Origin of the sequence: Micromonospora cynarisoli (assembly GCF_030518815.1) — a bacterium.
GTDB classification, from domain to species: Bacteria; Actinomycetota; Actinomycetes; order Mycobacteriales; family Micromonosporaceae; genus Micromonospora; species Micromonospora wenchangensis.
This window is the reverse complement of record NZ_CP130426.1, coordinates 1,438,301-1,460,314: the sequence shown is the minus strand read 5'-3', so window position 1 is coordinate 1,460,314 and position 22,014 is coordinate 1,438,301. Positions and strand designations below refer to the sequence as shown.

Genomic DNA, 22,014 nt, shown 5'->3' with positions numbered 1-22,014 from the left:
GAACTGTCAGGTATTAGGTCACGGCCGGAGATAGTTTTCAATAGATGAAATCAAGATTATCTATCGGTGGGTGGGCGGGTGCCGTCAGGCGACGGGATCGGCGAGAACCTCGGCCGCCGCCCGCTCGCCGGCCAGCACCGCGCCCTCCAGGTAACCGGCCCACCGGGTCGCCGTCTCGGTGCCCGCCCAGTGCACCCGCCCCACCGGCCGGCGCAGCTCGGGACCGTGATCCCGCCACGAACCGGGGGTCAGCGCCCCGCAGAAGCAGCCCCGGGTCCACTCGTCGGCCGACCAGTCGTGTTCGACGAGGTCGTCGGGCCCGGCGGCGGCCGGACCGACCAGTTCCACGAGCGCGGCCAGCACCTCGGCCCGTCGCCGCCCCGGGGGCAGTCGGCGCAGCTCCCGGGCCTGCCGGCCGTAGCTGAACGCGGTCAGCACCCCGCGCGTCGAACCCGGCGTCGAGTTGTCCACCGTCTCGGTCAGCGGCCCGTCGGCCGACGTGGTCACCCCGGAACACCCGTCGGCCCGCCAGAACGGCGTCGGGTAGACGGCGTGCAGCTTCAACGCCGACCCCATCGGCATCCGCTGGGTCAACGCGTCGCGCAGGGCCGGCAGCGCCGGTGCGTACGCGATCCGGCCCGCCAACGCCGGGGCCACCGCGACCACCGCGGCCTCCGCCCGGTACGCCCCGTCGTCGGTGTACGCCACCACCCCGTGACCGTCCTGGTGGACCGCCCGTACCGGCGCTGCGGACCGTACCGTCCCCGCAGGCAGCGCCGCCGCCATCCGCTCCGCCAGCAGAGCCGGCCCACCCACCAGCCGATCCTGCTGGGCGCCCCCGGCCATCCCCAGCAGCAGCCCGCTCCCGCCGCCGCTGCGCAGGTAGAACAGCACCTGCAACAGCGACACCTCGTCCGGGTCGACCGCCAGCAACCCGCCGGCGATCAGCCGACCCACGTACCTGGCGGTCACCGGATCGGGCGCGGTGGTGCTCAACCAGCCGCCGAGGGTGAGCCGGTCCCACTCGTCCGCCCGCGCCGCCCGCCACGGTGCCGCCGGGTCCACCCCGGTGGCGAGGTCGTCCAGCAGGTCCACCGTCTGCCGGACCGACTCCGGCGGCGTCTCCCGCAGCCGCCCGTTCCAGCGCACCACCGGCCGGCCCTGCGCGGCCGACGGGAACGTGGTCAGCCCGTGCTCGGCCACCAGGGCGGCCATCCGGTCCTGGGTGGGGCCGATCCACTGCGCGCCCAGGTCGAGCGCGGTGCCGTCGGCCAGCCGCCGGGTCGCCACCCGCCCCCCGACCCGTTCGCGGGCCTCCAGCACCACCACCCGCGCCCCACCCCGGCACAACGCCGCCGCCGCGGCGAGCCCGGAGAACCCCGCACCGACCACCACCACCCGCATCGACCGCGCATACCCCGCCCCGGACCGCCTACGCCCAGCGCCTTCCCATGATCGAATCGCCGACGGGGCCGGTGGGGCTGCGCGGATGGTGGGGGTCAGTCGCGCAGGGTGCGCAGGATGCGGGTGAGGTCGGCGTGGTCGGTGGGGGAGAGGTGACCGAAGAAGCGTTCCGCCTCGGCCGCGCGGGCCGTCCGGATGGCCGCGCCGACCCGCGTGCCCTCGTCGGTCGGCGCGACCAGGGTCGCCCGCCGGTCGGCCGGGTCGGGGTGGCGCGCGACGAGCCCGCGTTCCGCCAGGCCGTCGACGACCTCGGTGGTGGAGCGGGGCGCGATGTGCAGGTGTTCGGCGAGCGTGCTGAGCCGCATCGCGCCGTGCCGGGTGAGCACCGCGAGGGCGCGGGCGTGGCCGGGGTTGACGTCCCAGGGTTCGAGGGTGCGTCGGGACTGGCGTCGCAGTTGCCTGGCCACTGCCCAGAACAATTCGGCCAGGCTCTCCTCGGCCGGGTCGGTCGGCGGCCCGGCACGGTGTGCGGCCGGATCGGCTGGCGGGTCGGACGGCGCACCGGTCACCGGAATACGGTAGCAGGATTCGCTGTTGTTCCCTCATGATGAGGTAACCTCAGCAAATATCCCCCGAACGGAAGAAGGACCCCCTTGGACACCACGCATCCTCACCGGGAGGGCCGCGGCGGCGCCCCCCGGACCGCCAGCGCCGCCGAGAAGTCCCAGGCCCGCGCCGTCTCGCTGCGCCGCATCGGCCGGTTGTTCACCGCGTACCGTGGGCAGTTGGCCGTGGTCACCGCGATCATCGTGGTGTCGTCGATCGTCGCGATGGCCTCGCCGTTCCTGCTGCGGGCGGTGATCGACCGCGCGTTGCCGGAACGCGACCTGACCCTGCTGGTCTGGCTGGTCGTCGGCATGATCGCCGTGGCGGCGGTGACCGCCGTGCTCGGCGTGGCGCAGACCTGGATCTCCACCCGGGTCGGGCAGCTGGTGATGCACCGGCTGCGCACCGACGTCTTCGCCCACCTGCACCGGCAGTCGATCGGCTTCTTCACCCGCACCCGCACCGGCGAGGTGCAGTCGCGGATCACCAACGACATCGGCGGCATGCAGACCGTCGTCACGTCCACCGCCACCTCGATCGCGTCCAACCTGACCACGGTGGTGGCCACGCTGGTCGCCATGGTGGCGCTGTCCTGGCGACTCACCCTCGTCTCGCTGGTGGTGCTGCCGCCGGCCATCTGGCTCACCCGCCGGGTCGCCGCGATGCGCCGCGAGATCACCGCCCAGCGTCAGCGGGAGCTAGCCGACCTCAACGTCACCATCGAGGAGGGGCTGTCGATCAGCGGCGTACAGCTCAGCAAGACCCTCGGCGCGGGCGGCGCGCTGATCGACCGGTTCACCGCCAGCTCGGCCCGCCTGGTCGACCTGGAGCTGCGCTCGGAGCTGGCCGGCCGGTGGCGGATGGCCACCATGACGATCATCTTCGCCGCCATCCCGGCGGTGATCTACCTCGGCGCGGGGTTGCCCGGCACCGCCGGCACCCTCAGCATCGGCACCCTGGTCGCCTTCACCGCCCTCCAGGGCAGCCTGTTCCGGCCGCTGATGGGGCTGCTCAACGTGGGCGTCACCCTGACCGCCTCGCTGGCGCTGTTCGCCCGGATCTTCGAGTACCTCGACCTGCCGGTGGAGGTGGACGACCCGGCCCGGCCGGTGCCGGTCGACCCGGCCCGGGTGCGCGGGCACCTGCGCGTCGAGGACGTCACCTTCAGCTACCCGGGCAGCGACACCGCCGCCGTCGCCGGCATCAGCCTGGACGTCCCGGCCGGCAGCAGCCTCGCCCTGGTCGGTGAGACCGGCTCCGGCAAGAGCACCCTCGCCGCCCTGGTCAGCCGGCTGCACGACCCCGACGCCGGTCGGATCACCATCGACGGCGTCGACCTGCGCGACCTGCGGCTGACCGACCTGGCCGCCGTCGTGGGCGTGGTCAGCCAGGAGACCTACCTGCTGCACACCACCATCAGGGAAAATCTGCGGTACGCGCGCCCCGACGCCACCGACGCCCAACTGGACGACGCCGCCCGCGCCGCGCAGATCCACGACCTGATCGCCGCCCTCCCCGACGGGTACGACACGGTCGTCGGCTCCCGGGGCCACCGCTTCTCCGGCGGCGAGAAGCAGCGCCTGGCGATCGCCCGTACGCTGCTGCGCGACCCCCGGGTGCTGGTGCTCGACGAGGCGACAAGCGCGCTGGACACCGAGACCGAGCGGGCCGTGCAACGGGCCTTCGACACCCTCGCCGAGGGGCGGACGGTGATCACCATCGCACACCGGCTCTCCACGGTGCGCCACGCCGACCAGATCGTGGTGCTCGACCACGGCCGGATCGTCGAGTCCGGCACCCACGAGACGCTGCTGGCCCGCGCCGGCCGGTACGCCACCCTGGCCGGCTGACCAGGGGCGACCCGGTGGACGGAGAAACCCGATCTGCAAGACGTGAGTCGCCGATCGCCAGTGACTAGAGTGACGCCGTGCAAAAAGGTGTGCGGGCCCAGGTGCCGGTGCTGTACGTGGCGGACGCCGACGCGGCCCGACGGTTCTACGAGAACTTCGGCTACACCGAGATCCGGGCCGGCTGCGACGGTGGATCACGCTGGTCGTACCTGCGGTGCGGGGAGTTGACGCTGCTGCTGGCGGCGGTCACCCCGCGCCTGGTCACCGTCGAGTTGCCACTGCTCGTCTACCTGTACGTCGACGACCTGACGGCGACCGCCGAGCGGCTCACCGCCGCCGGGTACCCCGTGCGGAAGGCCGGCTACCCGGAGCACGCACCGGGCGGCGAGTGCCGGGTCACCGACCCCGACGGCAACGTGGTGGCCTTCGGGCAGCGGCAGGCCGTACCCCAGCAGGAGCGTGACCCGCAGGCGGGCGGCGAGGCGCGGTTCTCGCTGATCCGGGAGGCCGCCGAGGCGGTCGGCCGCCGGGGTGGCGCACCCGCCCGATGCCAGATCGGCGGCCGGCGCGGCGAGCCCTGCCCCGAGCCGGCCGAGGTCAAGCTCGCCGACTCGTGGGGCGACACGGCGTGGGGCTGCATGGCGCACGCCGACGAGACGCTGCTGACGGCGCGCGGCGCGTTCCTCGCCATCGAGGACGGAATGGGCCTCGGCCCCTTCCTCCGCGCCCGCCAGTGCCACCCCCAGGAAACCCCCACCCCCTGACCCACCCCCGCCCCCGCGTCGGCCTGCCCGCTTCCGCGTCGGCCCGCCCTCGTTGATCAAGAGGTTTGCGTCAGGTTCGATCTTCCCGATGACGCGAACCTCTTGATCAACGGCGTGGGGATGACGCGAACCTCTTGATCACCCTTTCGTGGCGATTTTGAGGGTGGGGACGGGGAGCCGCGGGGGGACCGGGTGCGTCGAAGGGGGTATGACGAGTTTTCGAGGTGTGTGGGCGGCGGTCGTGCCGGTGCTGCTGCTCACTGCTGCCTGTGCGGGGCAGGACGGGGCGGGCGTCGCGCCCGATGCGGCCCCGACTTCTCTTCCCGCCGACGTGCCGGTGCTGCGGATCGACCAGACGGGCGGCTTCGTGCGGCCCGAGACGAACGTGACCCGACTGCCGTCCGTCAGCGTCTATGCCGACGGCCGGGTGATCACGCAGGGGCCGACCATCCTGAGCTATCCCGGCCCGGCGCTGCCCAACCTCCAGGTCCGTACGATCAGCACGGCCGAGGTGGCGAAGCTGGTCGAGCAGGCGCGCGCCGCCGGGGTGGGCAGCTCCGTCGACGTGGGTACCCCGTCGATCACCGACGTGACCACCACCCGGTTCACCATCCGGGGAACGGTCGGCAGCGAGCAGTTGGAGGTCTACGCCCTGGGCGAGGCGACCGGCCCCGAGGCCGGCCTGACCCCCGCCCAGCAGGCCGCCCGGGAGAAACTGCGGACCTTCGCCGACAAGCTGACCGACCCGGGGACCGCGGCGACGCAGCCGTACCAGCCGACCGCCATCGCGGCGGTGGCCGGCCCGTGGGTCGCCACCCCGGAGACCGCGAAGCAGCCCAGGATGGAGTGGCCCGGCCCGGCGCTGCCCGGGGCCAGCCTCGGCACGGGGCTCGACCTGGGCTGTGTGACGGTCGCCGGTGCCGCCGTGCAGCAGCTGATCGCCACCGCCGGCAAGGCCAACGCCGCTACCCCGTGGACCTCCGGCGGGAAGCCCTGGACGGTCACCCTCCGCCCGCTGCTGCCCGACGAGACGGACTGCGCCAGCCTCTCCGCCGGCCGCTGAGCCGTGCCCGGCCGGTCGACCTCCGAAATATCGACCGGCCGGGCGCGGACTGCGGATGATCCTCGCCGGTGACGACGGGTGGCCGTCACCGTGCGCGGTGCGGCACTTGTTTCCATAGGCAACCATCACTACATTGGGTCCGGGTGCCGCCGGGTTGCCGGGCGGCTGTTTGGCCTGAGCCGGGCTGTTGTCCACGTGCCGACACGGCGCGTCGACGCGCGAGCGACGTCACTGCTCCCGCGCCGTCGGTCCACACCGACGGCCAGCCGGAAGGACCCCTGTGAGGATCTCCCGTACCCGCATCACCGCCGTCGTGGCCGCCACCGCCACGGTGGCTGCCGCCGTCACCACCGTGCTCGCCGGCACCGCCTCGGCGGCCCAGGGCTGCCGGATCGACTACCAGTCCAACGAGTGGACCGGCGGCTTCACCGCCAACGTCCGGGTCTCCCCGGGCGACACCGCCCTGAGCAGTTGGACCGTCACCTGGTCCTACCCGGGCGGGCAGCGGATCACCGGCGGCTGGAACGCCACGGTCAGCCAGTCCGGTACGACGGTCACCGCCCGCAACGCCGCCTGGAACGGCAGCGTCCCGGCCGGCGGTTCCACCGAGTTCGGCGTCCAGGGCACCAGCACCTCGGGTTCCGCCGCGCCGACCGGGTTCACGCTCAACGGCGTACCGTGCAACGGCGCTCCGCCGCCGACCACCACGCCGCCGCCGACCACGCCTCCGCCGACGACGCCGCCGCCCACCACGCCTCCGCCCACGACGCCTCCGCCGACTACCCCGCCCCCGACCACGCCTCCGCCGACGACCCCGCCGCCGACCACCCCGCCCCCCACGACGCCGCCGCCCACCACGCCGCCGCCGGCCGGGTGTGCCGGGGCGGTGCTCTGCGACGGTTTCGAGAACCAGACCGGCAGCACGCCGGCCGGCGACTGGAGCGTGGTCAACCCGGACTGCTCCGGGACGGGCCGGGCCTCGGTGGACACGGCGACCACGCACAGCGGCAGCCGCTCGCTGCGCATCGACGGCGCGCAGGGGTACTGCAACCACGTCTTCGTGCGCTCCACCAGGGATCTCAGCGCGGTGGGCACCGTCCGGTACGGCCGGATCTGGCTGCGCCACACCACCGCACTGCCGACCCAGCACGTCACCATCATGGCCATGACCGACGCCGCCGACGGCAACAAGGACCTGCGGATGGGTGGCCAGAACGGCGCTTTGCAGTGGAACCGGGCCTCGGACGACGCGACCCTGCCCGAGCAGAGCCCGTCCGGGGTGGCGCTGAGCGTGCCGCTGCCCACCGGCCGTTGGACGTGCCTGGAGTTCATGGTCGACGGCAACCAGGGCCAGTTGCGCACCTGGCTCGACGGCACCGCCGTCACCGGGCTGACCGCCGACGGGACGCCCACCCACGACATCGACAGCCAGTGGTACAACCGCACCTGGCGTCCCCGGCTGACCGACCTGAAACTGGGTTGGGAGAGCTACGGCGAGGGCGCGGACACCCTCTGGTACGACGACGTCGCCCTGGGCACCAGCCGGATCGGCTGCTGACCCCGACCGGGACCGGGCGGCCGGCGGGGCTGCCCGGTCCCGGCCCTGCGTCCACCTGGCATTTCAGCCGACGGTGGCGTGCCGATCATGGTGCGTTCATCCACGGTTGCCAGGCTGGCCTCTGGCCGGCGGGGTCCGCCTACCGCCAGAATGTGGCTGATCGGGACAACCATCCTGATCGATGTATTCCTGTCGGCCCCGCGACCCGGAGGACCCGTTGAGCACTCCCGCGAACCCCGTCACCCCCGCCACCGCCCCGACCCCGCGTCCCCGGCCCGGCCGTGTCCCCGGCATCCTCGCGCTGCTGACCGCCCTGGTCGCCGCGCTGCTCGTCGGACCGTCAGTGGTGACCCCCAGGCTGACCGACCCCGCGTCGGCGGCGGTCTACGGCTCCTGCACGATGTCCCGCTGCGCGGACGCCCGTACCGCCCGCTCCGGCTGGTCGGCCAAGGGCTTCCCGACCAGCCGGGGCTGGTACAGCTGGAGCGGTGGCCTGTCGAACTTCGCCGGCGGCCAGTTCTACAACTACGAGGGGCAGCTTCCCGCCGGCGCCACCTACTACGAGTACGACGTCTACCCACGGGTCTCCGGCGCGGCGCGGGACGCGTACCGCATCGTGGTGAACAAGAGCAGCGGGGCGACCTGGTTCTCCCCCGACCACTACGCGAACTTCTACCGGATCTGACCGAGGACCACCCGGGGCGGGCCGGTCCGCCGGCCCGCCCCGTCGAGCAGGAGGATGCCCCATGACCGGACAGCGCCAGCCGGGCTGGCTGCGGGTGACCGACGAGGCCCGGCCGGCGGGGCACCCGACGCCGTCGGTCACCGTGGCCGGGGCGGCGGCCCGTACCCGCCCCGCGCTGTTCGACGCCCTCACCGACGCGCTCGGCCTGCCCGGCCACTTCGGCCGCAACTGGGACGCCCTCGCCGACGTGCTGGCCGACCGGCTCGACGCCGGCCCGCTCACCCTCGAGGTGACCGACGCCGGCCTGCTGCTGGCCGACGAGCCGCCCGGTCAGCTCGGCACGCTGCTCGACGTGGTGGGCGGGGTGTCGGCAGGTGCCCGGGAGCCGGTCTGCCTGCTGTTGCGCGACACCCCGCAGCGGCTGCCCGAGCTGCGGCACCGGCTGCACGCCGTCCTCGGTGGCGACGGGGTCAGTTGGCGTGGTCGAGGATCGCGCTGAACCGTTCCTCGGCCAGGTCGAGCTGGGCGAAGATGTGCCGCTTCACCGGTGCCGACAGCGGGGTGTCCGGCCTGGCGATCAACTCCCGGTAGACCGGCACCAGCGGCCGGTACTTCGCCGCCGAGCGGGCCACCTTCGGTCCGACGGCGTAGACCACGCCCACGCCGTTGTCGGTGAAGTCGGAGACCTTGATGACCCGGGCCCAGGGTTCCCGGTCCAGGCTGGCCGCGACGTGCTCGCGGTACTGCACGTGCGGGTCGCGCTCCGGGTCGTACACCGGATTGGTGACCGCCGCGACCAGGCGGGCCACCCGGGCGCCGAACCGGTCGGCCAGCGCGGCCAGCGCCGCCGCCGTCGGGTCGGTCGCCCCCGCGCCGGCCAACTCGCCCGGATGGTCCTCCACCGCGTCGTGCAGCAGCCCGGCGACGATCACGTCGGGGTCGCGCACCTGGTAGTGGTGCGTCATCCGGATCGCCACCCGCAGCAGGTGGTTGAGGTACGGCTCGCGGGACCGCCGGTCGTCGCGGTGCAGTTCGGCGGCCAGGTCGAGGGCTTCGGTCAACCGGTCCCGCTCGGCGGTGGCGAAGGCCGGCAACTCCAGCCGGAACCGGGCGAGCAGGCCCGGTTCGCCGTGCAGCTCGGTGATCGCGTGCATCGGCATGGTGGCGAGGTACGGCGGGAACTCCATCGCCTACTTATAGCCGATCTTCACTGTCGGTCCGACCCCGCCGTCGGGCATGTGACCGCCTCATCCCCGGCCGGGAAGGTGCTTGACCAGGCGGACCGTCGTCCCGGCGGGGGTGCCGTCGAGCTGTGCCTCGTCCATCAACCGGGCCATGATCAGTCGTCCCCGGCCCCGGTCGCCGCCCTGCGACGGGCCCTCCCGCCAGCCGCCGGTGTCGCGGATCTCGACCTCCAGCCGCTCGGCGCGCAGTCGGGCCGACACCGTGACGCTCGCCCCGGGCGCGAACCGGTAGCCGTGCTCGATGGCGTTGGCGCACGCCTCCCCGACGGCGATCAGCACCACCTCGACGTCCGCCTCGTCGACCCCGGCCCCGGTGAGCCACGCCCGCAGCGCCTCCCGGGCGGGGGAGAGCTGGGCCGGATCGGCGGCCAGCGCCGCCCGGAACGCCGCGGGCGGGTGCGGGGTGCCGGCCCGACGCACTGTGTCGGCCGGGTCGTCCGCCGGGTGGGGACCGGGTCGGTCCGCGCCGACGTCGCGTGCACCGGCCACCCGGGTCCACCTCCCGCTGATTCTCGTCGTCCGTCGGCAGCCCGACCATCACCCGGGTCATTCTCCCTGTCCCGGCCCGCCGCCGAGCACCACCCCTGGGCAGGGGCTTCCGGGGGCGGCCGGGGAGGGGACGGCACGCCCGGGAGGGGTTGGGGCTACGAGGCGAGCCGCTCGCCGGGGTCGGGCACGACGATCCCGCCGTCGGACTGGTTGATCTCCGTCCAGACCGCGTCGAGGGAGAGGCCGAGGACGTCGGCGAGCACCGCGATGGTCGGGAACGCCGGGGTGGCCACCCGACCGGATTCGATCTTCCGCAGGGTCTCCGGGGACAGCCCGGCGGCCAGTGCGGTGCCGAGCATCGACCGTTGCCCCCGGGCACGGCGCAGCAGGGCACCGAGGCGTCGTCCGCGGGCGACCTCGGCGGGGGTGAGCGGCAACCTGACCATGGCTGCGATTCTAGTACCGGGATAACATGGCCGGGATACTTATTGGTGGTCCACGGAAGGCACCGCATGATCGAGATCCTGAACCCCACCGACGTGCGGCGCGCACGGGACACCGGCGCGCTGGTCGCCGAGATCCTCCAGACGCTGAAGGGCCGCAGCGTGGTCGGCACCAACCTGCTGGAGATCGACGCCTGGGCGCAGCAGATGATCGCCGACGCCGGGGCGACGTCCTGCTACGTCGACTACGCGCCCTCCTTCGGCCGGGGACCCTTCGGCCACTACATCTGCACCTCGGTCAACGACGCGGTGCTGCACGGGCGGCCGTACGACTACCACCTCGCCGACGGCGACCTGCTCTCCCTCGACCTCGCCGTCTCCCTCGGCGGCGTGGTCACCGACTCGGCGATCAGCTTCCTGGTGGGCGACACCCACCCCCCGGAGAGCGTCGCGCTGATCGACGCCACCGAGCGGGCGCTGCGCGCCGGGATCGCCGCCGCCGGACCGGGCGCACGCGTCGGTGACCTCTCGCACGCCATCGGCACGGTCCTGCACGCGGCGGGATACCCGATCAACACCGAGTTCGGCGGGCACGGCGTCGGCTCGACCATGCACCAGGACCCGCACGTGTCCAACACCGGCCGGCCCGGTCGCGGCTACCGGCTGCGTCCCGGCCTGCTGCTGGCCCTGGAACCCTGGGTCATGGCCGACACCGCCACCCTCGTCACCGACGCCGACGGCTGGACGCTGCGCAGCGCCACCGGCTGCCGCACGGCACACAGCGAACACACCATCGCCATCACGCCCGAGGGCGCGGAGGTGCTCACCCTGCCGAGGTGACCCCGGACCCGACCCGCCGGGCGGTCGGGCCGCGCCGACGGCAGGCACGGCCCGACGGCAGGCGGCTCACAGCGGCAGCCGACCGGCCCCGGCGAACGGCCCCACCACGAGCGGCACCAGCGGCGCGGGCACCGCCTGCGGAGCGCGCAGGGTCGGCGTCCACCCGGCGTCGCCGCCCAGGTCCGGGTCGTGGGTCGCGTTGTAGGCGGCCACCAGGTCGATCGGGCGGGGCAACGCGCGGTCGGCGTCCACCCAGTTGCCCCGGGTGGTGACGGCGGTGCCGCCCCAGTCGTACAGCAGGTCGCCGGGGGCGATCCCGACGCCGAGGGTGAAGAGGTTGTTCTCCACGTACGCGGCGGACTGCACGCCGACCCCGATCGCGTACACGACGTCGTCGCCGGCCAGCCGGTACCAGTTGTTGTAGACGTCGACCTGGCCGAACCGGACCCGGGGCAGCCGCTGGAGCACCCGGTCGAACAGGTTGTGGTGCAGCGTCACCTTCAACCGGCCCACGTCCGGCCCGACCGTGTTGGACGAGCCGATCAGCATCAGCTTGTCCCTTCCCGTGAACCGGTTGTACGAGGCGGTCACCAGGCTGGCCGTGTGCGTGACGTCCAACGACCCGTCGTGCACCTGGTAGGGCCGGCCGAAGTACACCGGCTGCCCGCTGTCCGGGTTGTCGCCGTCGGTGAAGGTGTTGTGGTCGACCCAGACATGCTCGCTGCGGCGTACCGAGACCTGGTCGTACTGGGAGTTCCAGTTGCCTGTCGCGCCGTCGGTGGGGGACCACGCCGGGAAGCAGTCCCGGGCGTCGTCGAAGGTCAGGTTGCGGACGATGACGTTGCTGGTCCCGTCGACCATCAGGGTCAGCCCGGTGAGGACCGCCCCGCGCCGGCCGACGATGGTGGTGTTGGGGCCGACGTTGATCTGCGTCTGCCGGGTCTGGTTGGCCACCGACCGCACCCGGGCGGCCTCCAGCGCCCCGGTCGGCGGCACCATGCCCCACACCGCCGGGTCGTACGCGGCCAGGTAGGCCGGCAGGCTGTACTCCGGGTCGGCCAGGTCGGCGCAGCCGAGCAGGTGGCCGTCGTCGGCGGCGAACCCGTCGACGGTGCCGTCGACGACGATCACCTTGGGGGTGGCGTTGCTCCGGTTGGTGGCGTTGTCGCCACCCAGCGCCCGGACCAGGTCGGCCCGGCTACGCACCAGGTGGACCTGGTCCGGGCCGGCCGCCGCGCCGCCGGTGGTGCCGGGGCCCTCGGACGCCCAGCCGTCGCCGGCCGGCAGGGTCTGCCGGGCGAGCCGCTCGATGGCCCGGGGCGGCCCGTCGGGTGGCGCGGCGGACGCGGCGGTGCCCGGGGTGAGCAGCAGGGTGAGGGCGACCAGGGCCGCCCCGGTGGTGCGTGGACGCATGGGACTCTCCGCGGGGTGTGGTGGTGGATGGCGGGTCAGTCGTCCTGCGCCGCCAGGGGGATCCGCACCGGCGGCACCGCCCACGGCACCGCCAGTTCCGACAGCAGCGCGCCCTGTTCGGCGGCCCGGCGCAGCGCTGCGGTGATCCCGGGCACCGTCACCACCTGCTCCGGCCCGCTGCCGGTGACCGTGACCAGGTCACCGCCGAGCAGGGTCGGTTCGGGGGCCCGTCGCACCTGTTCCAGCACGGCGGTGAACGGCGCGGTGCGGGCCAGCGGGGCGATCAGCGGCGTGCCGGCCGGGTCGGCGCGGTGGGCGAGCAGGTTCTCCAGCAGTCCCCGCCGCCCCGGCACCTCCCGGGGTCGCGGGTCGCCGGGCAGCAGCAACCGGTCGGTCGGGTACTCCAGCACCGCCCGCCCGGCGGTGCCGGTCACGATCACCTCCCCGGCGACGAAGTCCTCCCCGGCCAGCGTCACCGCCACCACGATCGGCGGCCCGCCGGGGGTGACGATGCGCAGGGTGGCGGTGTCGTCCACCTCGATCGGCCGGACCCGGTAGCGCTCCAGCTCGATCCGGGCCGGCCGGACCGGTGCGCCGGTCACCGTCCCGGCGACCGCCAGGCACTGCATCACCGCGTGCGCCAGCGGGTTGGCCAGCGCGCCGTCGAGCACCGGCCGGCCGTGCAGGCTGCGCCGGCCGGCCCACGGGGACCGCGCGTAGTAGCCGTCGGGGCGTTGCCAGCAGGCGACCGTGCCGATGCCGGTGACCGTGCCCAGCCGGCCCTGCCCGAGGGCGGCCGACAGTTCGGCCAGCGCCATCGAGCCGAGCGCCTGGAAGCCGACCTGGCAGGCCCGCCCGGTCGTGGTCAGTGCCCCGGCCAGCGTCCGGTGGTCGGCGGTGGACAGTACCGGCGGCTTCTCCAGCAGCAGGTCCGCCCCGGCGGCGAGCACGTCCAGGGCGATCGGCAGGTGGGTGTGCGGCGGGGTGCAGACGATCACCACGTCCGGGCGGGCGGCGGCGAGCATCTCCCGGTGGTCGGTGTGCACGCTCACCCCGGGCGGCACCGGCGCGGCCGGCTCGTCCTCGATCGGCCGCACGTCGACCAGCGCCACCAGCCGCAGCCGTCCCGCCGCGTGCAGCCCGGCGACGCTGCGCCGGTGCCAGCGGCCGTGCCCGTTCGCGCCGACGATCGCCACCCGGGGCACGGCCGTCGCGTCGGCCCCGGCCGGGGCGACCGACGGCGTCCCGTCGGGGGCCGCCGGTGCGCCCCGGGCGGCGAGCCCACCGGCGGCGGCCGGCGGCACCGGGCCCGTCACGCCGCACCGGCCAGGACCGAAGCCACCCCGTGGGTACGCAGCGCGCCCAGCCATCCGGCCACGTCGGTACGGAACCCGTCGTCGGAGGCGAGCGCTGCCGGAACGACCTCGGACAGGGCGAACACCGCCCCGACCGTGCCGGCGGCGGTGCCGTCGGCGGCGGCGAGCGCGGTGGTGATCCGGTCGGCCAGCGGGTCGTCGAGCGGCAGCACCGTGCCGTCGTCGGCCCGCCCGTCGAGGAACCGCAGCCAGGCCGCCACGACCAGCGCCGACCAGTACGCCGGACGGCCCTGGGCGCGCAGGTCGGCGGCGGTGTGCAGGACCCGCTGCGGCAGCTTCTGCGACCCGTCCATCGCCACCTGGAGGGTGCGGTGCCGGATCGCCGGGTTGGCGAACCGGGCCAGCGCCTCGTCGCCGTACCCGACGACGGTCGTCCCCTCGGGCGGGGTGAAGCTGGCGGCCACGTCGTCGGCGACGAACCGGCGCAGCACGTCGGTCAGGCCGGGCAGCGCCAGCGTGTCCGCGATCGTCTCACGGCCGGCCACCGCCCCCAGGTAGGCCACGGCCGAGTGGACGCCGTTGAGGCCGCGCAGCTTCAGCCGCTCCCACGGGCCGGCGTCGGTGGTGAGCACCGCGCCGGCCCGCTCCCACCGGGGCCGGCCGCCGGGGAAGTCGTCCTCGATGACCCACTGGAGGTACGGCTCGGCGGCCACCGCCGCCAGGTCGGTCACCCCCAGCGCGGCGCGGGCGTTCGCAAGCGTCTCGTCGGTGCTGGCCGGGACGATCCGGTCCACCATCGTGCCGGGGAAGCTGACCTGCCCGGCGAGGGCGTCCTGGACGGCGTCCGGCACCCCGGCCAGCGCCAACGACTGCCGCACCAGGCCGCGCAGCCGACGCCCGTTGGACGGCAGGTTGTCGCAGCTGACCAGCGCGATCGGCCCCGCCTGGGCGGCGGCGCGGGCGAGTAGCCCACGCACCAGCAGGCCGGGCACGGTGACCGGGGGCCGGTCGGTGGTCAGGTCGAGGGTCAGCTCGTCGTCGGTGCGTAACGCGCCGGAGACCGGATCGAGCCGGTACGCCTTCTCGGTCACCGTCAGCGTCACCACCCGGGTCGCCGGGTCGGCGAGCAGCGCGACCACCGCCGCCGGGTCGCTGGCCGCGTGCCGGACCCCGGCCAGCGCGCCGACCACCCGGGTCGCGGACCGGTCGGCGGCCAGCGTGGTGACGCTGAACAGCGCGTCCTGTGCGGCGAGGGCCTCGACCAGGTCGGTGCTGCGCGGGGCGACGCCGACGATGCCCCAGTCGCCGCCGGCGGCGTCGATCGCCGCCTCGGTGCAGACCGCCTGGTGGGCCCGGTGGAACGCGCCCAGTCCGAGGTGGACGATGCCGGCCGGCACGGTGCCCGGCCGGATCAGCGGTCGGCTCTGCTCGGGCAGCCGGCGCAGGGTGGCCAGGCCCAGCCGGTCGGCGCCCCCGTTCACCGCCACACCGGGCCGTCCGGGAACCGGAACCGGGCGATCGACTCCGGGCGCATGGTGGCGCTGTAGCCGGGGGCGGTGGGCAGCAGGTACCTGCCGCCCCGGGTGCGGACCGGGTCGACGAAGTGCTCGTGCAGGTGGTCGACGTACTCGACCATCCGCCCGTCCAGGCTGGTGCCGACCCGCAGGTAGTCGAAGATCGCCAGGTGTTGCACGTACTCGCAGAGGCCGACGCCGCCGGCGTGCGGGCAGACCGGCACCCCGAACTTCGCGGCCAGCAGGAGCTCCGCCAGCACCTCGTTGACCCCGGCGACCCGGCAGGCGTCGATCTGCATCACCCCGATCGCCTCGGCCTGGAGCAGCTGCTTGAAGATGACCCGGTTGGCGGCCACCTCGCCGGTGGCGACCCGGCACCGGCCGTCGGTCAGGCCGGTCACGGCGCGGGCGATCCGGGCGTGGCCGAGGATGTCGTCGGCGTGCGTCGGCTCCTCGATCCAGTACGGGTCGGCCTCGGCCAGCGCGGTCATGTTGGTGATCGCCTCGTCGACGTCCCACACCTGGTTGGCGTCCATCATCAGCAGCGCGTCCGGGCCGATCTCGGCCCGGATGATCCGGGCCCGGCGCAGGTCGTCGGCGGGCGGGCCGCCGACCTTCATCTTCATCGCCCGCCAGCCCCGGGCGTACGCCTCGCGGGTCAGCGTCCGCACCTTGTCGTCCGGATACCCCAGCCACCCCACGGAGGTGGTGTACGACGGGAAGCCGTCCTGTTCCAGCACGGCGAGCCGTTCCGCCGCCCCGACGAGTCCCTTGTCGAGGAGGGTGGCCGCCTCGTCGGGGGTCAGCGCGTCGGTGATGTGGTGGAAGTCGACGTTGGCGACCAGCTCGTCGGTGGGCAGCTCGGCGAGGTAGCGCCACATCGGCTTGCCGGCCAGCTTGGCCCGCAGGTCCCAGACCGCGTTGACCAGCGCGCCGGCGGCCATGTGGATGACCCCCTTCTCCGGCCCCAGCCAGCGCAGCTGCACGTCGGCGGTGAGCGACCGCCAGAACCCCACCGGCTCGGCGGCGATGTCCTCGACCGTGCGGCCCCGCACGTGGTGGGCGAGGGCCCCGATCGCCGCGCAGGTGATCTCGTTGCCCCGGCCGTTGGTGAAGGTGAACCCGGCGCCCGTCGGGCCGCCGTCGGTGCGCAGCTCGACGTAGCTGGCCGAGTAGTCGCCCCGGTTGATCGCGTCGGAGCCGTCGCCGGCCGCCGCGGTGGGGAACCGGACGTCGTGCACGTCGACGTCGGTGATCCTGGTGCTCATGCGGACTCCCCGAACTTGAAGACCTTCTTGGGCAGCCGGTACGCCAGGTCGACGACCGTCTCGGCGGCCTCGGCCTCGCTCAGCCGGTGCTCGGCGACGAGGCGGGCCAGGAATCCGGCGTCGATCCGGCGGGCCACGTCGTGGCGGACCGGGATGGAGCAGAACGCGCGGGTGTCGTCGACGAACCCGGCGGTGTTGTAGAACCCGGCGGACTCGGTGACCGCCTCCCGGAACCGGCGCAGCACCTCCGGGGAGTCCAGGAACCACCAGGGCGCGCCGAGGTAGAGCGCGGCGTAGCCGCCGGCCAGCGGGGCCAGCTCCCGGGTGAACGTGTACTCGTCGAGGGTGTAGAGCACCACCCGCAGGCGCGGGTCGTTGCCGTACGCGTCGAGCAGCGGGGCCAGCGCGTGCACGTACTCGGTGGCGTGCGGGACGTCCCCGCCGACGTCGCGGCCGTGGGTGGCGTACAGCCTGCGGTTGTGGTTGCGCACGGCGCCGGGGTGCAGTTGCAGCACCAGCCCGTCGTCGAGGGACATCCGGGCGAACTCCACGAGCATGTGCGCCCGGAACGCCTCGGCGTCGGCGGCGTCGGCCAGCCCGCGCCGGCCCCTGTCGTAGAGCCGCGCCGCCTCGTCGGCGTCGAGCGCCAGCGTCCGGGCGGTGGGGTGGCCGTGGTCGGAGGAGGTCGCGCCGGCCGCGACGAACGCCGCCCGGCGGGCCCGCAGCGCGTCCAGGTAGCCGGCGTAGGTGCCGGTGTCGACGCCGGCCACCTCGCCGAGCCGGGCCACGTTGTCGGCCCAGCCGTCGAACTCCATGTCGACGACGTTGTCGGGGCGGAAGGTGGTGACCACCCGGCCACCCGGCCCGCCCCAGCCGTCGGCGGCGAGCTTGGCGTGCGCGGCGAGGTCGTCCAGCGGGGACTCGGTGGTGGCGAGCACCTCGATGCGGAACCTGGTGAACAGCGCCCGGGGCCGGAACTCCGGCTCGACCAGCCGGGCGGCCAGCGCGTCGTAGACGGTGTCGGCGGTGGCCGGGGTGAGTGCGGTGTCCACCCCGAACACCTCGCTGAAGGTGCGTTCCAGCCACAGCCGCGACGGGGTGCCCCGGAACAGGTGCCAGTGGTCGGCGAAGCGTCGCCAGATGGTCCGCCCGTCGGTCTCCACCGGGGTGCCGTCGACGCTGGGCACGCCCAGCGTGGCCGGCGGCACCCCCTGGCTGAGCAGCATCCGGGTGAGGTAGTGGTCGGGCACGATCAGCAGCCGGGCCGGGTCCGGGAAGGGCCGGTCCTCGGCCAGCAGCGCCGGGTCGACGTGCCCGTGCGGCGAGATGATCGGCTGCGGGCCGGCGAGGGCGTACAGCTCGCGGGCGATGGCCCGGACGCCCGGGTCGGTCGGCAGGAGCAGGTCGGGAGAGGTCGGCACGGCGGAGGACTCCTCGGGTACGGGCGGAGGGTCGGCGGTTCGGGGCGGGGTCGGCGGGGCGCGGGCGCAGGGCCGGCGATCGGTCAGGGCAGGGTGAGCAGGTCGGCGACGCGGACCGGCTCGCCGGTGTCGAAGGAGCGGTTGGCGGCCAGCCCGGTGAGCAGGGCCAGTGCCCCGTCGCGGGCGGTGGCGGCCCGGCGCAGCGGGTCCGGTTCGCCGCCGAAGATCACCCGGGTCATCCGGACGTCCGCGCCGCCGTGGCCCCGCCGGGTGTAGCCCTCGACCGGTATCCGGGTGGGCGGGGCCCAGAACGGGCGCAGGGTGAGGGTGGCCGCGCCGTGTTCGGCGGCGGCCTCGTCGCCGTGCAGGGCGGCCCCCTTGAGCGCCCCGGCGGCGGCCGGGCTGACGAAGTCGCTTTCGGTCACCTCCAGTTCCAGCCGGCCCCGGCTGCCGTTGACCATCACCCGGTAGCCCTCCCAGGGGGCGTAGGCGGTGAGGTGGTAGGTCATCGTCGCGCCGGTGGAGTAGCGGGCCAACACCGCCATGTCGTCCTCGATGCTCACCCCGGGGGCGAAGACGTTGCGGTCGCGCTGGTAGCCGTCCTCGCCCTCGGCGTCGAGGTACAGCTCGCGCAGCCGGGGATGGTCGGCCAGCCGCAGGGCGAACGGGTCGTCGGCGGCGGCGGGGGAGTCGTGCGCCCGGTCGTAGTCGCGGGCGTAGCCGTGCCGGCGGCCCGTGTCGCCGTAGAAGAACAGCCGGCCGGCGGCGTACACCTCGACCGGGGTGGCGTCGAGCCACCAGTTGACCAGGTCGAAGTGGTGGCTGGCCTTGTGCACCATCAGCCCGCCGGAGCTGGCCTTGTCCCGGTGCCAGCGGCGGAAGTAGTCCGCGCCGTGCCGCACGTCGAGCAGCCACTCGAAGTGCACCGAGCCGATCTCGCCGACCGCGCCGTCGGCGAGCAGCCTCCTGACCTGCTCGTGCAACGGGTTGTAGCGGTAGTTGAAGGCGACGGTGACCTGCCGGCCGGTCTCGGCGACCGCGTCGAGGATGCGCCGGCAGCGGGCCGCGTCGACGGTCATCGGTTTCTCGGTGACCACGTCGCAGCCGGCCCGCAGGGCCGCCACGATGTACTCGTCGTGGGTGACGTCGACACTTGTCACCAGCACCACGTCGACCCGTTCCTTGGCGAGCATGGCGGTGAAGTCCGCGGCCGGGTACGTCGGCACGGCCGGATGGCCCAGCTCGGTCAGCCACCGGTTGTGGGCGTCCATCCGGGTCTGGTTGACGTCGGCGAAGGCGACCAGCTCGGCGGTGTCGGCGTGCGCGGTGACCAGGGCCCGGACGAACATCTCCGCCCGCGCCCCGGTGCCGACGAGGGCGTGCCGTCGACGCGGCGTGGCTGGTGGTGACATCCGTGGACCTCCCGTGGCTGCAAAGGTTTGCAGTGAAGAAACCACGTCCGTGAAGAGCACGTCAACGATCGATGCCAATCCCGTGGCATAGATCCCGGTTCATGCGCTTAAGGGGGCATGGTGGGAGCGTCCAAGCAATCGACCTGTAACAAACTCCCGTTGACAGTGGAGCAACCGTTTGCATTAATTGGCGGCACCCGCGTGACCCCGACCACACCATCGACGAGAGGGCCGCCCGTGCCAGCCACCATCCGCGACGTCGCGCGGGCCTCGGGCGTGCACATCTCCACGGTGTCCCGCACCTTCTCGGCGCCGCACCTGGTCAACCCGGAGACCCGGGGCCGGGTGCTGGCCTGCGCCGAGGACCTCGGCTACCGACCCAACCGGGCGGCCCGTGCCCTGATCACCGGCCGTACCCACAACATCGGCCTGATCATCGCCGACATCGCCAACCCGTTCTTCCCGCCGCTGATCAAGGCGGCCGAGGGGCAGGCCCGGCACCGCGACTACCACGTCTTCGTGGCCGACACCAACGAGGACCCGGCCGCCGAGGAGGAACTGGTCCACGCGCTGGCCAAGCAGGTCGACGGGGTGCTGCTGTGCAGCCCCCGGATGAGCAACGGCCTGATCGAGCAGGTCAGCCGGGAGGTGCCGGTGGTGGTGATAAACCGGCAGGTCACCGGCCTGCCCTGCGTGATGATGGACGTCGGCCAGGGGGCGCGCGCCGCGATCGAGCACCTGCTCGGCCTCGGCCACCGGCGGCTCGCCCTGCTCGGCGGGCCGCGCGGCTCCTGGACCAACCAGCAGATGCGCCGGGCGGCCGGCGTCGCCGCCCGCTCCGGCGGGGCCGAGCTGACCGTGCTCGGTCCCAACCCGCCCACCGAGACCGGCGGCGGCGAACTGGCCGCCCAGGTACGCGACAGCGGCGTCACCGCCGTGCTCGCCTACAACGACCTGATGGCGATCGGGCTGATCGAGGGGCTCGACCAGCTCGGCATCCGGGTGCCGCAGGACGTCAGCGTGGTCGGCGTCGACGACATCGCGCTGAGCCGACTCACCCGCCCCAAGTTGACGACGGTGGCCACGCCAACCGCGGCCGCCGGCCGGACGGCCGTCGACATGCTGCTGCAACACGACTCCGACCCGCGCCCGCGCGGCGCGGGACGGGCAGCGGCCGTCGGCGACCGTCGTACCACCGCACAGGTAATGCTCCAGACCGAACTGGTCATTCGCGACTCGACCGGACCCGTACCCGGCCGGTCCCGTCCCGGTTCCGATCCGGATGGCCCGGGTCCGCATCGCCTTGCGGACCCGGGCGGCCCGACCGTGACCACCGGTGGCGTCGTCGCCTCCTAGCCCGAGGAGTGAGCGCATGCACCCCGCAACGTCCCCCACCGCCGGCACGCCGGCCGAACCGCACCACCGTACCCCCGTGCCCCGCCGTCGATTCCTGCGCGGCGTGGTCGCCACCGCCGTCGCCGTACCGCTGATGTTCGGCGCGGCGGCCTGCGCCGACGACTCCGCCGGTGACGACGGCCAGGTCAAGCTCTCCGTCTTCTGGTGGGGCGGTGAGGCGCGGGCCAAGCTCACCGAGGACGCCCTCGCCCTCTACACCAGGAAGCACCCGAACGTGACGTTCGAGAAGACCTGGCAGGCCAACCAGGGCTACTTCGACAAGCTGGCCACCCTCACCGCCGGCGGCAACCCGCCGGACCTGTTCCAGATCGACGACAACTACCTCGCCGAGTACGCCGGCCGCAGCACCGTGCTCGACCTCAAGAGCTACCAGGACTCCGGCAAGCTCGACGTGTCGAAGTTCCCCAGGAGCCTGCTGGAGTACGGTGTCGTCGACGGCAAGCTGGCCGGGGTGGCCTCCGGCGAGAACACCCAGGGGCTGGTCTACAACAAGACCCTGCTGGCCAAGAACGCCCTGCCCGAGCCGACCACCGGCCAGAGCTGGGAGGAGCACATCGCCTGGGCCGAGCAGGTGGCGAAGAAGACCAGGGTCCCCGGCACCCAGGACCCGAGCGCCGACTACAAGGCGTTCTGGGTCTGGCTGCGCCAGCAGGGCAAGGACCTCTACGCCGGCAAGGATCTCGGCTTCACCGCCGAGGACGTGACGAAGTGGTTCACCCTGTGGAAGGACGCCCGGGACCGGGGCGCCACCCCCACCCCCGACGTGATCCACGAGGGCAACGCCAGCGACGTGACCAAGCAGCTCGTGGTCACCGGCAAGGCCGCGACCTCATGGGTCTGGGTCAACCAGATGCCGGACCTGAAGAAGAACACCAAGGACGAGTTGGGGGTGGTGGCCTACCCCGGCGACCCGAGCGCCCAGTGGGCCCGCGCCTCGATGTACTGGTCGGTGTTCAAGGGCAGCAAGCACCGGGACACCGCCGTCGACGTGATCAACTTCCTGGCCAACGACCCGGAGGCGGTGGCGCTGCTCGGCACCGACCGGGGTCTGCCGTCCAACATGGACCTGCGGGCCACGGTCAGCGAGACGGTGACCGACCCGGCCATGAAGCAGTCCATCCAGGTCGAGTCCGAGCTGGCGCAGAAGTTCGGCCCGTCGCCACAGGTGCCCATCAAGGGACACGGCAAGGTCAAGTCCGAGCTGGTCAAGGCCGCCGAGAACGTCCAGTACCAGCGGGCCACCCCGGAACAGGCCGCCGAGCAGTTCCTCGCCGCCTGCAAGTCCGCGATCGCCTGACCGACCCACCG

Annotated in this window: 20 protein-coding genes; 9 read left to right on the top strand and 11 right to left on the bottom strand. The window is 73.7% G+C overall.

Features of this window, described 5'->3' with window-relative positions:
* Positions 1 to 84 precede the first annotated feature (84 nt).
* A complete protein-coding gene (locus Q2K16_RS06145) occupies positions 85 to 1,404 on the bottom strand; it encodes a flavin monoamine oxidase family protein (RefSeq protein WP_302744070.1) in 1,320 nt (439 codons plus the stop codon).
* 95 nt (positions 1,405 to 1,499) lie between these two features.
* Positions 1,500 to 1,892, bottom strand: coding sequence for a MarR family winged helix-turn-helix transcriptional regulator (locus tag Q2K16_RS06140; RefSeq protein WP_302746388.1), 393 nt, complete (start codon positions 1,890 to 1,892; stop codon positions 1,500 to 1,502).
* Positions 1,893 to 2,057: 165 nt separating this feature from the next.
* Between Q2K16_RS06140 and Q2K16_RS06135 the strand changes: the two genes are divergently transcribed.
* From Q2K16_RS06135 to Q2K16_RS06110, 6 genes are all read left to right on the top strand, one after another.
* Positions 2,058 to 3,860: an ABC transporter ATP-binding protein gene (locus tag Q2K16_RS06135; RefSeq protein ID WP_302744069.1), complete on the top strand. Its 1,803-nt coding sequence runs from the start codon at positions 2,058 to 2,060 to the stop codon at positions 3,858 to 3,860.
* 77 nt (positions 3,861 to 3,937) lie between these two features.
* Positions 3,938 to 4,624, top strand: a complete 687-nt coding sequence (locus Q2K16_RS06130) for a VOC family protein (protein WP_302744067.1) — start codon at positions 3,938 to 3,940, stop codon at positions 4,622 to 4,624.
* Between the two features lie 208 nt (positions 4,625 to 4,832).
* Positions 4,833 to 5,687 (top strand): hypothetical protein, encoded by an 855-nt coding sequence (locus tag Q2K16_RS06125; RefSeq protein WP_302744066.1) that lies wholly within the window; start codon positions 4,833 to 4,835, stop codon positions 5,685 to 5,687.
* A 280-nt stretch (positions 5,688 to 5,967) separates the two neighbouring features.
* Positions 5,968 to 7,245, top strand: coding sequence for a cellulose-binding domain-containing protein (locus Q2K16_RS06120; protein ID WP_302744065.1), 1,278 nt, complete (start codon positions 5,968 to 5,970; stop codon positions 7,243 to 7,245).
* Between the two features lie 292 nt (positions 7,246 to 7,537).
* Entirely contained in the window at positions 7,538 to 7,930 is a 393-nt protein-coding gene (locus Q2K16_RS06115; protein ID WP_088646906.1) for a ribonuclease domain-containing protein, read from the top strand.
* Between the two features lie 61 nt (positions 7,931 to 7,991).
* Positions 7,992 to 8,429 carry a barstar family protein gene (locus Q2K16_RS06110; protein ID WP_302744064.1) on the top strand — a complete coding sequence of 146 codons (438 nt, stop codon included), beginning with the start codon at positions 7,992 to 7,994 and terminating at the stop codon, positions 8,427 to 8,429.
* Here Q2K16_RS06110 and Q2K16_RS06105 read toward each other — a convergent pair.
* The 3 genes from Q2K16_RS06105 to Q2K16_RS06095 form a co-directional block, all read right to left on the bottom strand.
* Positions 8,401 to 9,117: an HD domain-containing protein gene (locus Q2K16_RS06105; RefSeq protein ID WP_302744063.1), complete on the bottom strand. Its 717-nt coding sequence runs from the start codon at positions 9,115 to 9,117 to the stop codon at positions 8,401 to 8,403. The two genes, Q2K16_RS06110 and Q2K16_RS06105, sit on opposite strands and share 29 nt — an antisense overlap.
* 60 nt (positions 9,118 to 9,177) lie before the next feature.
* A complete protein-coding gene (locus tag Q2K16_RS06100; RefSeq protein WP_302744062.1) occupies positions 9,178 to 9,663 on the bottom strand; it encodes an ATP-binding protein in 486 nt (161 codons plus the stop codon).
* A 155-nt stretch (positions 9,664 to 9,818) separates the two neighbouring features.
* Positions 9,819 to 10,109, bottom strand: a complete 291-nt coding sequence (locus Q2K16_RS06095; protein ID WP_302744061.1) for a helix-turn-helix domain-containing protein — start codon at positions 10,107 to 10,109, stop codon at positions 9,819 to 9,821.
* A gap of 66 nt (positions 10,110 to 10,175) precedes the next feature.
* Here Q2K16_RS06095 and map point away from each other — a divergent pair, with 66 nt between their 5' ends.
* On the top strand, positions 10,176 to 10,946 hold the full coding sequence (gene map / locus Q2K16_RS06090; protein WP_302744060.1) for a type I methionyl aminopeptidase: 771 nt from the start codon (positions 10,176 to 10,178) through the stop codon (positions 10,944 to 10,946).
* A 66-nt stretch (positions 10,947 to 11,012) separates the two neighbouring features.
* Here map and Q2K16_RS06085 read toward each other — a convergent pair whose 3' ends face one another.
* From Q2K16_RS06085 to Q2K16_RS06060, 6 genes are all read right to left on the bottom strand, one after another.
* A complete protein-coding gene (locus tag Q2K16_RS06085) occupies positions 11,013 to 12,359 on the bottom strand; it encodes a pectate lyase family protein (RefSeq protein ID WP_302744059.1) in 1,347 nt (448 codons plus the stop codon).
* A gap of 35 nt (positions 12,360 to 12,394) precedes the next feature.
* Positions 12,395 to 13,675, bottom strand: coding sequence for a Gfo/Idh/MocA family protein (locus tag Q2K16_RS06080; RefSeq protein ID WP_489671854.1), 1,281 nt, complete (start codon positions 13,673 to 13,675; stop codon positions 12,395 to 12,397).
* Complete coding sequence (locus Q2K16_RS06075) at positions 13,672 to 15,162, bottom strand: mannitol dehydrogenase family protein (protein WP_302744058.1); 1,491 nt, start codon at positions 15,160 to 15,162, stop codon at positions 13,672 to 13,674. Before Q2K16_RS06075 ends, Q2K16_RS06080 begins: the two co-directional genes overlap by 4 nt.
* Complete coding sequence (locus Q2K16_RS06070; RefSeq protein ID WP_302744057.1) at positions 15,153 to 16,457, bottom strand: enolase C-terminal domain-like protein; 1,305 nt, start codon at positions 16,455 to 16,457, stop codon at positions 15,153 to 15,155. Before Q2K16_RS06070 ends, Q2K16_RS06075 begins: the two co-directional genes overlap by 10 nt.
* Positions 16,454 to 17,878 carry a glucuronate isomerase gene (gene uxaC, locus Q2K16_RS06065; protein ID WP_302744056.1) on the bottom strand — a complete coding sequence of 475 codons (1,425 nt, stop codon included), beginning with the start codon at positions 17,876 to 17,878 and terminating at the stop codon, positions 16,454 to 16,456. Before uxaC ends, Q2K16_RS06070 begins: the two co-directional genes overlap by 4 nt.
* An 83-nt stretch (positions 17,879 to 17,961) precedes the next feature.
* A complete protein-coding gene (locus Q2K16_RS06060) occupies positions 17,962 to 19,290 on the bottom strand; it encodes a Gfo/Idh/MocA family protein (RefSeq protein ID WP_302744055.1) in 1,329 nt (442 codons plus the stop codon).
* Between the two features lie 237 nt (positions 19,291 to 19,527).
* On the opposite strand from Q2K16_RS06060, the gene Q2K16_RS06055 reads away from it, so the two are divergent.
* Together Q2K16_RS06055 and Q2K16_RS06050 are read left to right on the top strand one after the other, a co-directional pair.
* Positions 19,528 to 20,646: a LacI family DNA-binding transcriptional regulator gene (locus tag Q2K16_RS06055; RefSeq protein WP_302744054.1), complete on the top strand. Its 1,119-nt coding sequence runs from the start codon at positions 19,528 to 19,530 to the stop codon at positions 20,644 to 20,646.
* A gap of 16 nt (positions 20,647 to 20,662) precedes the next feature.
* Complete coding sequence (locus tag Q2K16_RS06050; protein WP_302744053.1) at positions 20,663 to 22,003, top strand: ABC transporter substrate-binding protein; 1,341 nt, start codon at positions 20,663 to 20,665, stop codon at positions 22,001 to 22,003.
* The last annotated feature ends 11 nt before the right edge of the window (positions 22,004 to 22,014 follow it).

What these genes read in the sequence shown, in the direction of transcription:
- Q2K16_RS06125 (WP_302744066.1), top strand. Translation starts at nt 4,833, where the DNA reads ATGACGAGTTTTCGAGGTGTGTGGGCGGCGGTCGTGCCGGTGCTGCTG.
- Q2K16_RS06050 (WP_302744053.1), top strand. Translation starts at nt 20,663, where the DNA reads ATGCACCCCGCAACGTCCCCCACCGCCGGCACGCCGGCCGAACCGCAC.
- Q2K16_RS06095 (WP_302744061.1), bottom strand. Translation starts at nt 10,109, where the DNA reads ATGGTCAGGTTGCCGCTCACCCCCGCCGAGGTCGCCCGCGGACGACGC.
- Q2K16_RS06060 (WP_302744055.1), bottom strand. Translation starts at nt 19,290, where the DNA reads ATGTCACCACCAGCCACGCCGCGTCGACGGCACGCCCTCGTCGGCACC.
- Q2K16_RS06070 (WP_302744057.1), bottom strand. Translation starts at nt 16,457, where the DNA reads ATGAGCACCAGGATCACCGACGTCGACGTGCACGACGTCCGGTTCCCC.
- Q2K16_RS06110 (WP_302744064.1), top strand. Translation starts at nt 7,992, where the DNA reads ATGACCGGACAGCGCCAGCCGGGCTGGCTGCGGGTGACCGACGAGGCC.
- map (WP_302744060.1), top strand. Translation starts at nt 10,176, where the DNA reads ATGATCGAGATCCTGAACCCCACCGACGTGCGGCGCGCACGGGACACC.
- Q2K16_RS06145 (WP_302744070.1), bottom strand. Translation starts at nt 1,404, where the DNA reads ATGCGGGTGGTGGTGGTCGGTGCGGGGTTCTCCGGGCTCGCCGCGGCG.
- Q2K16_RS06105 (WP_302744063.1), bottom strand. Translation starts at nt 9,117, where the DNA reads ATGGAGTTCCCGCCGTACCTCGCCACCATGCCGATGCACGCGATCACC.
- Q2K16_RS06085 (WP_302744059.1), bottom strand. Translation starts at nt 12,359, where the DNA reads ATGCGTCCACGCACCACCGGGGCGGCCCTGGTCGCCCTCACCCTGCTG.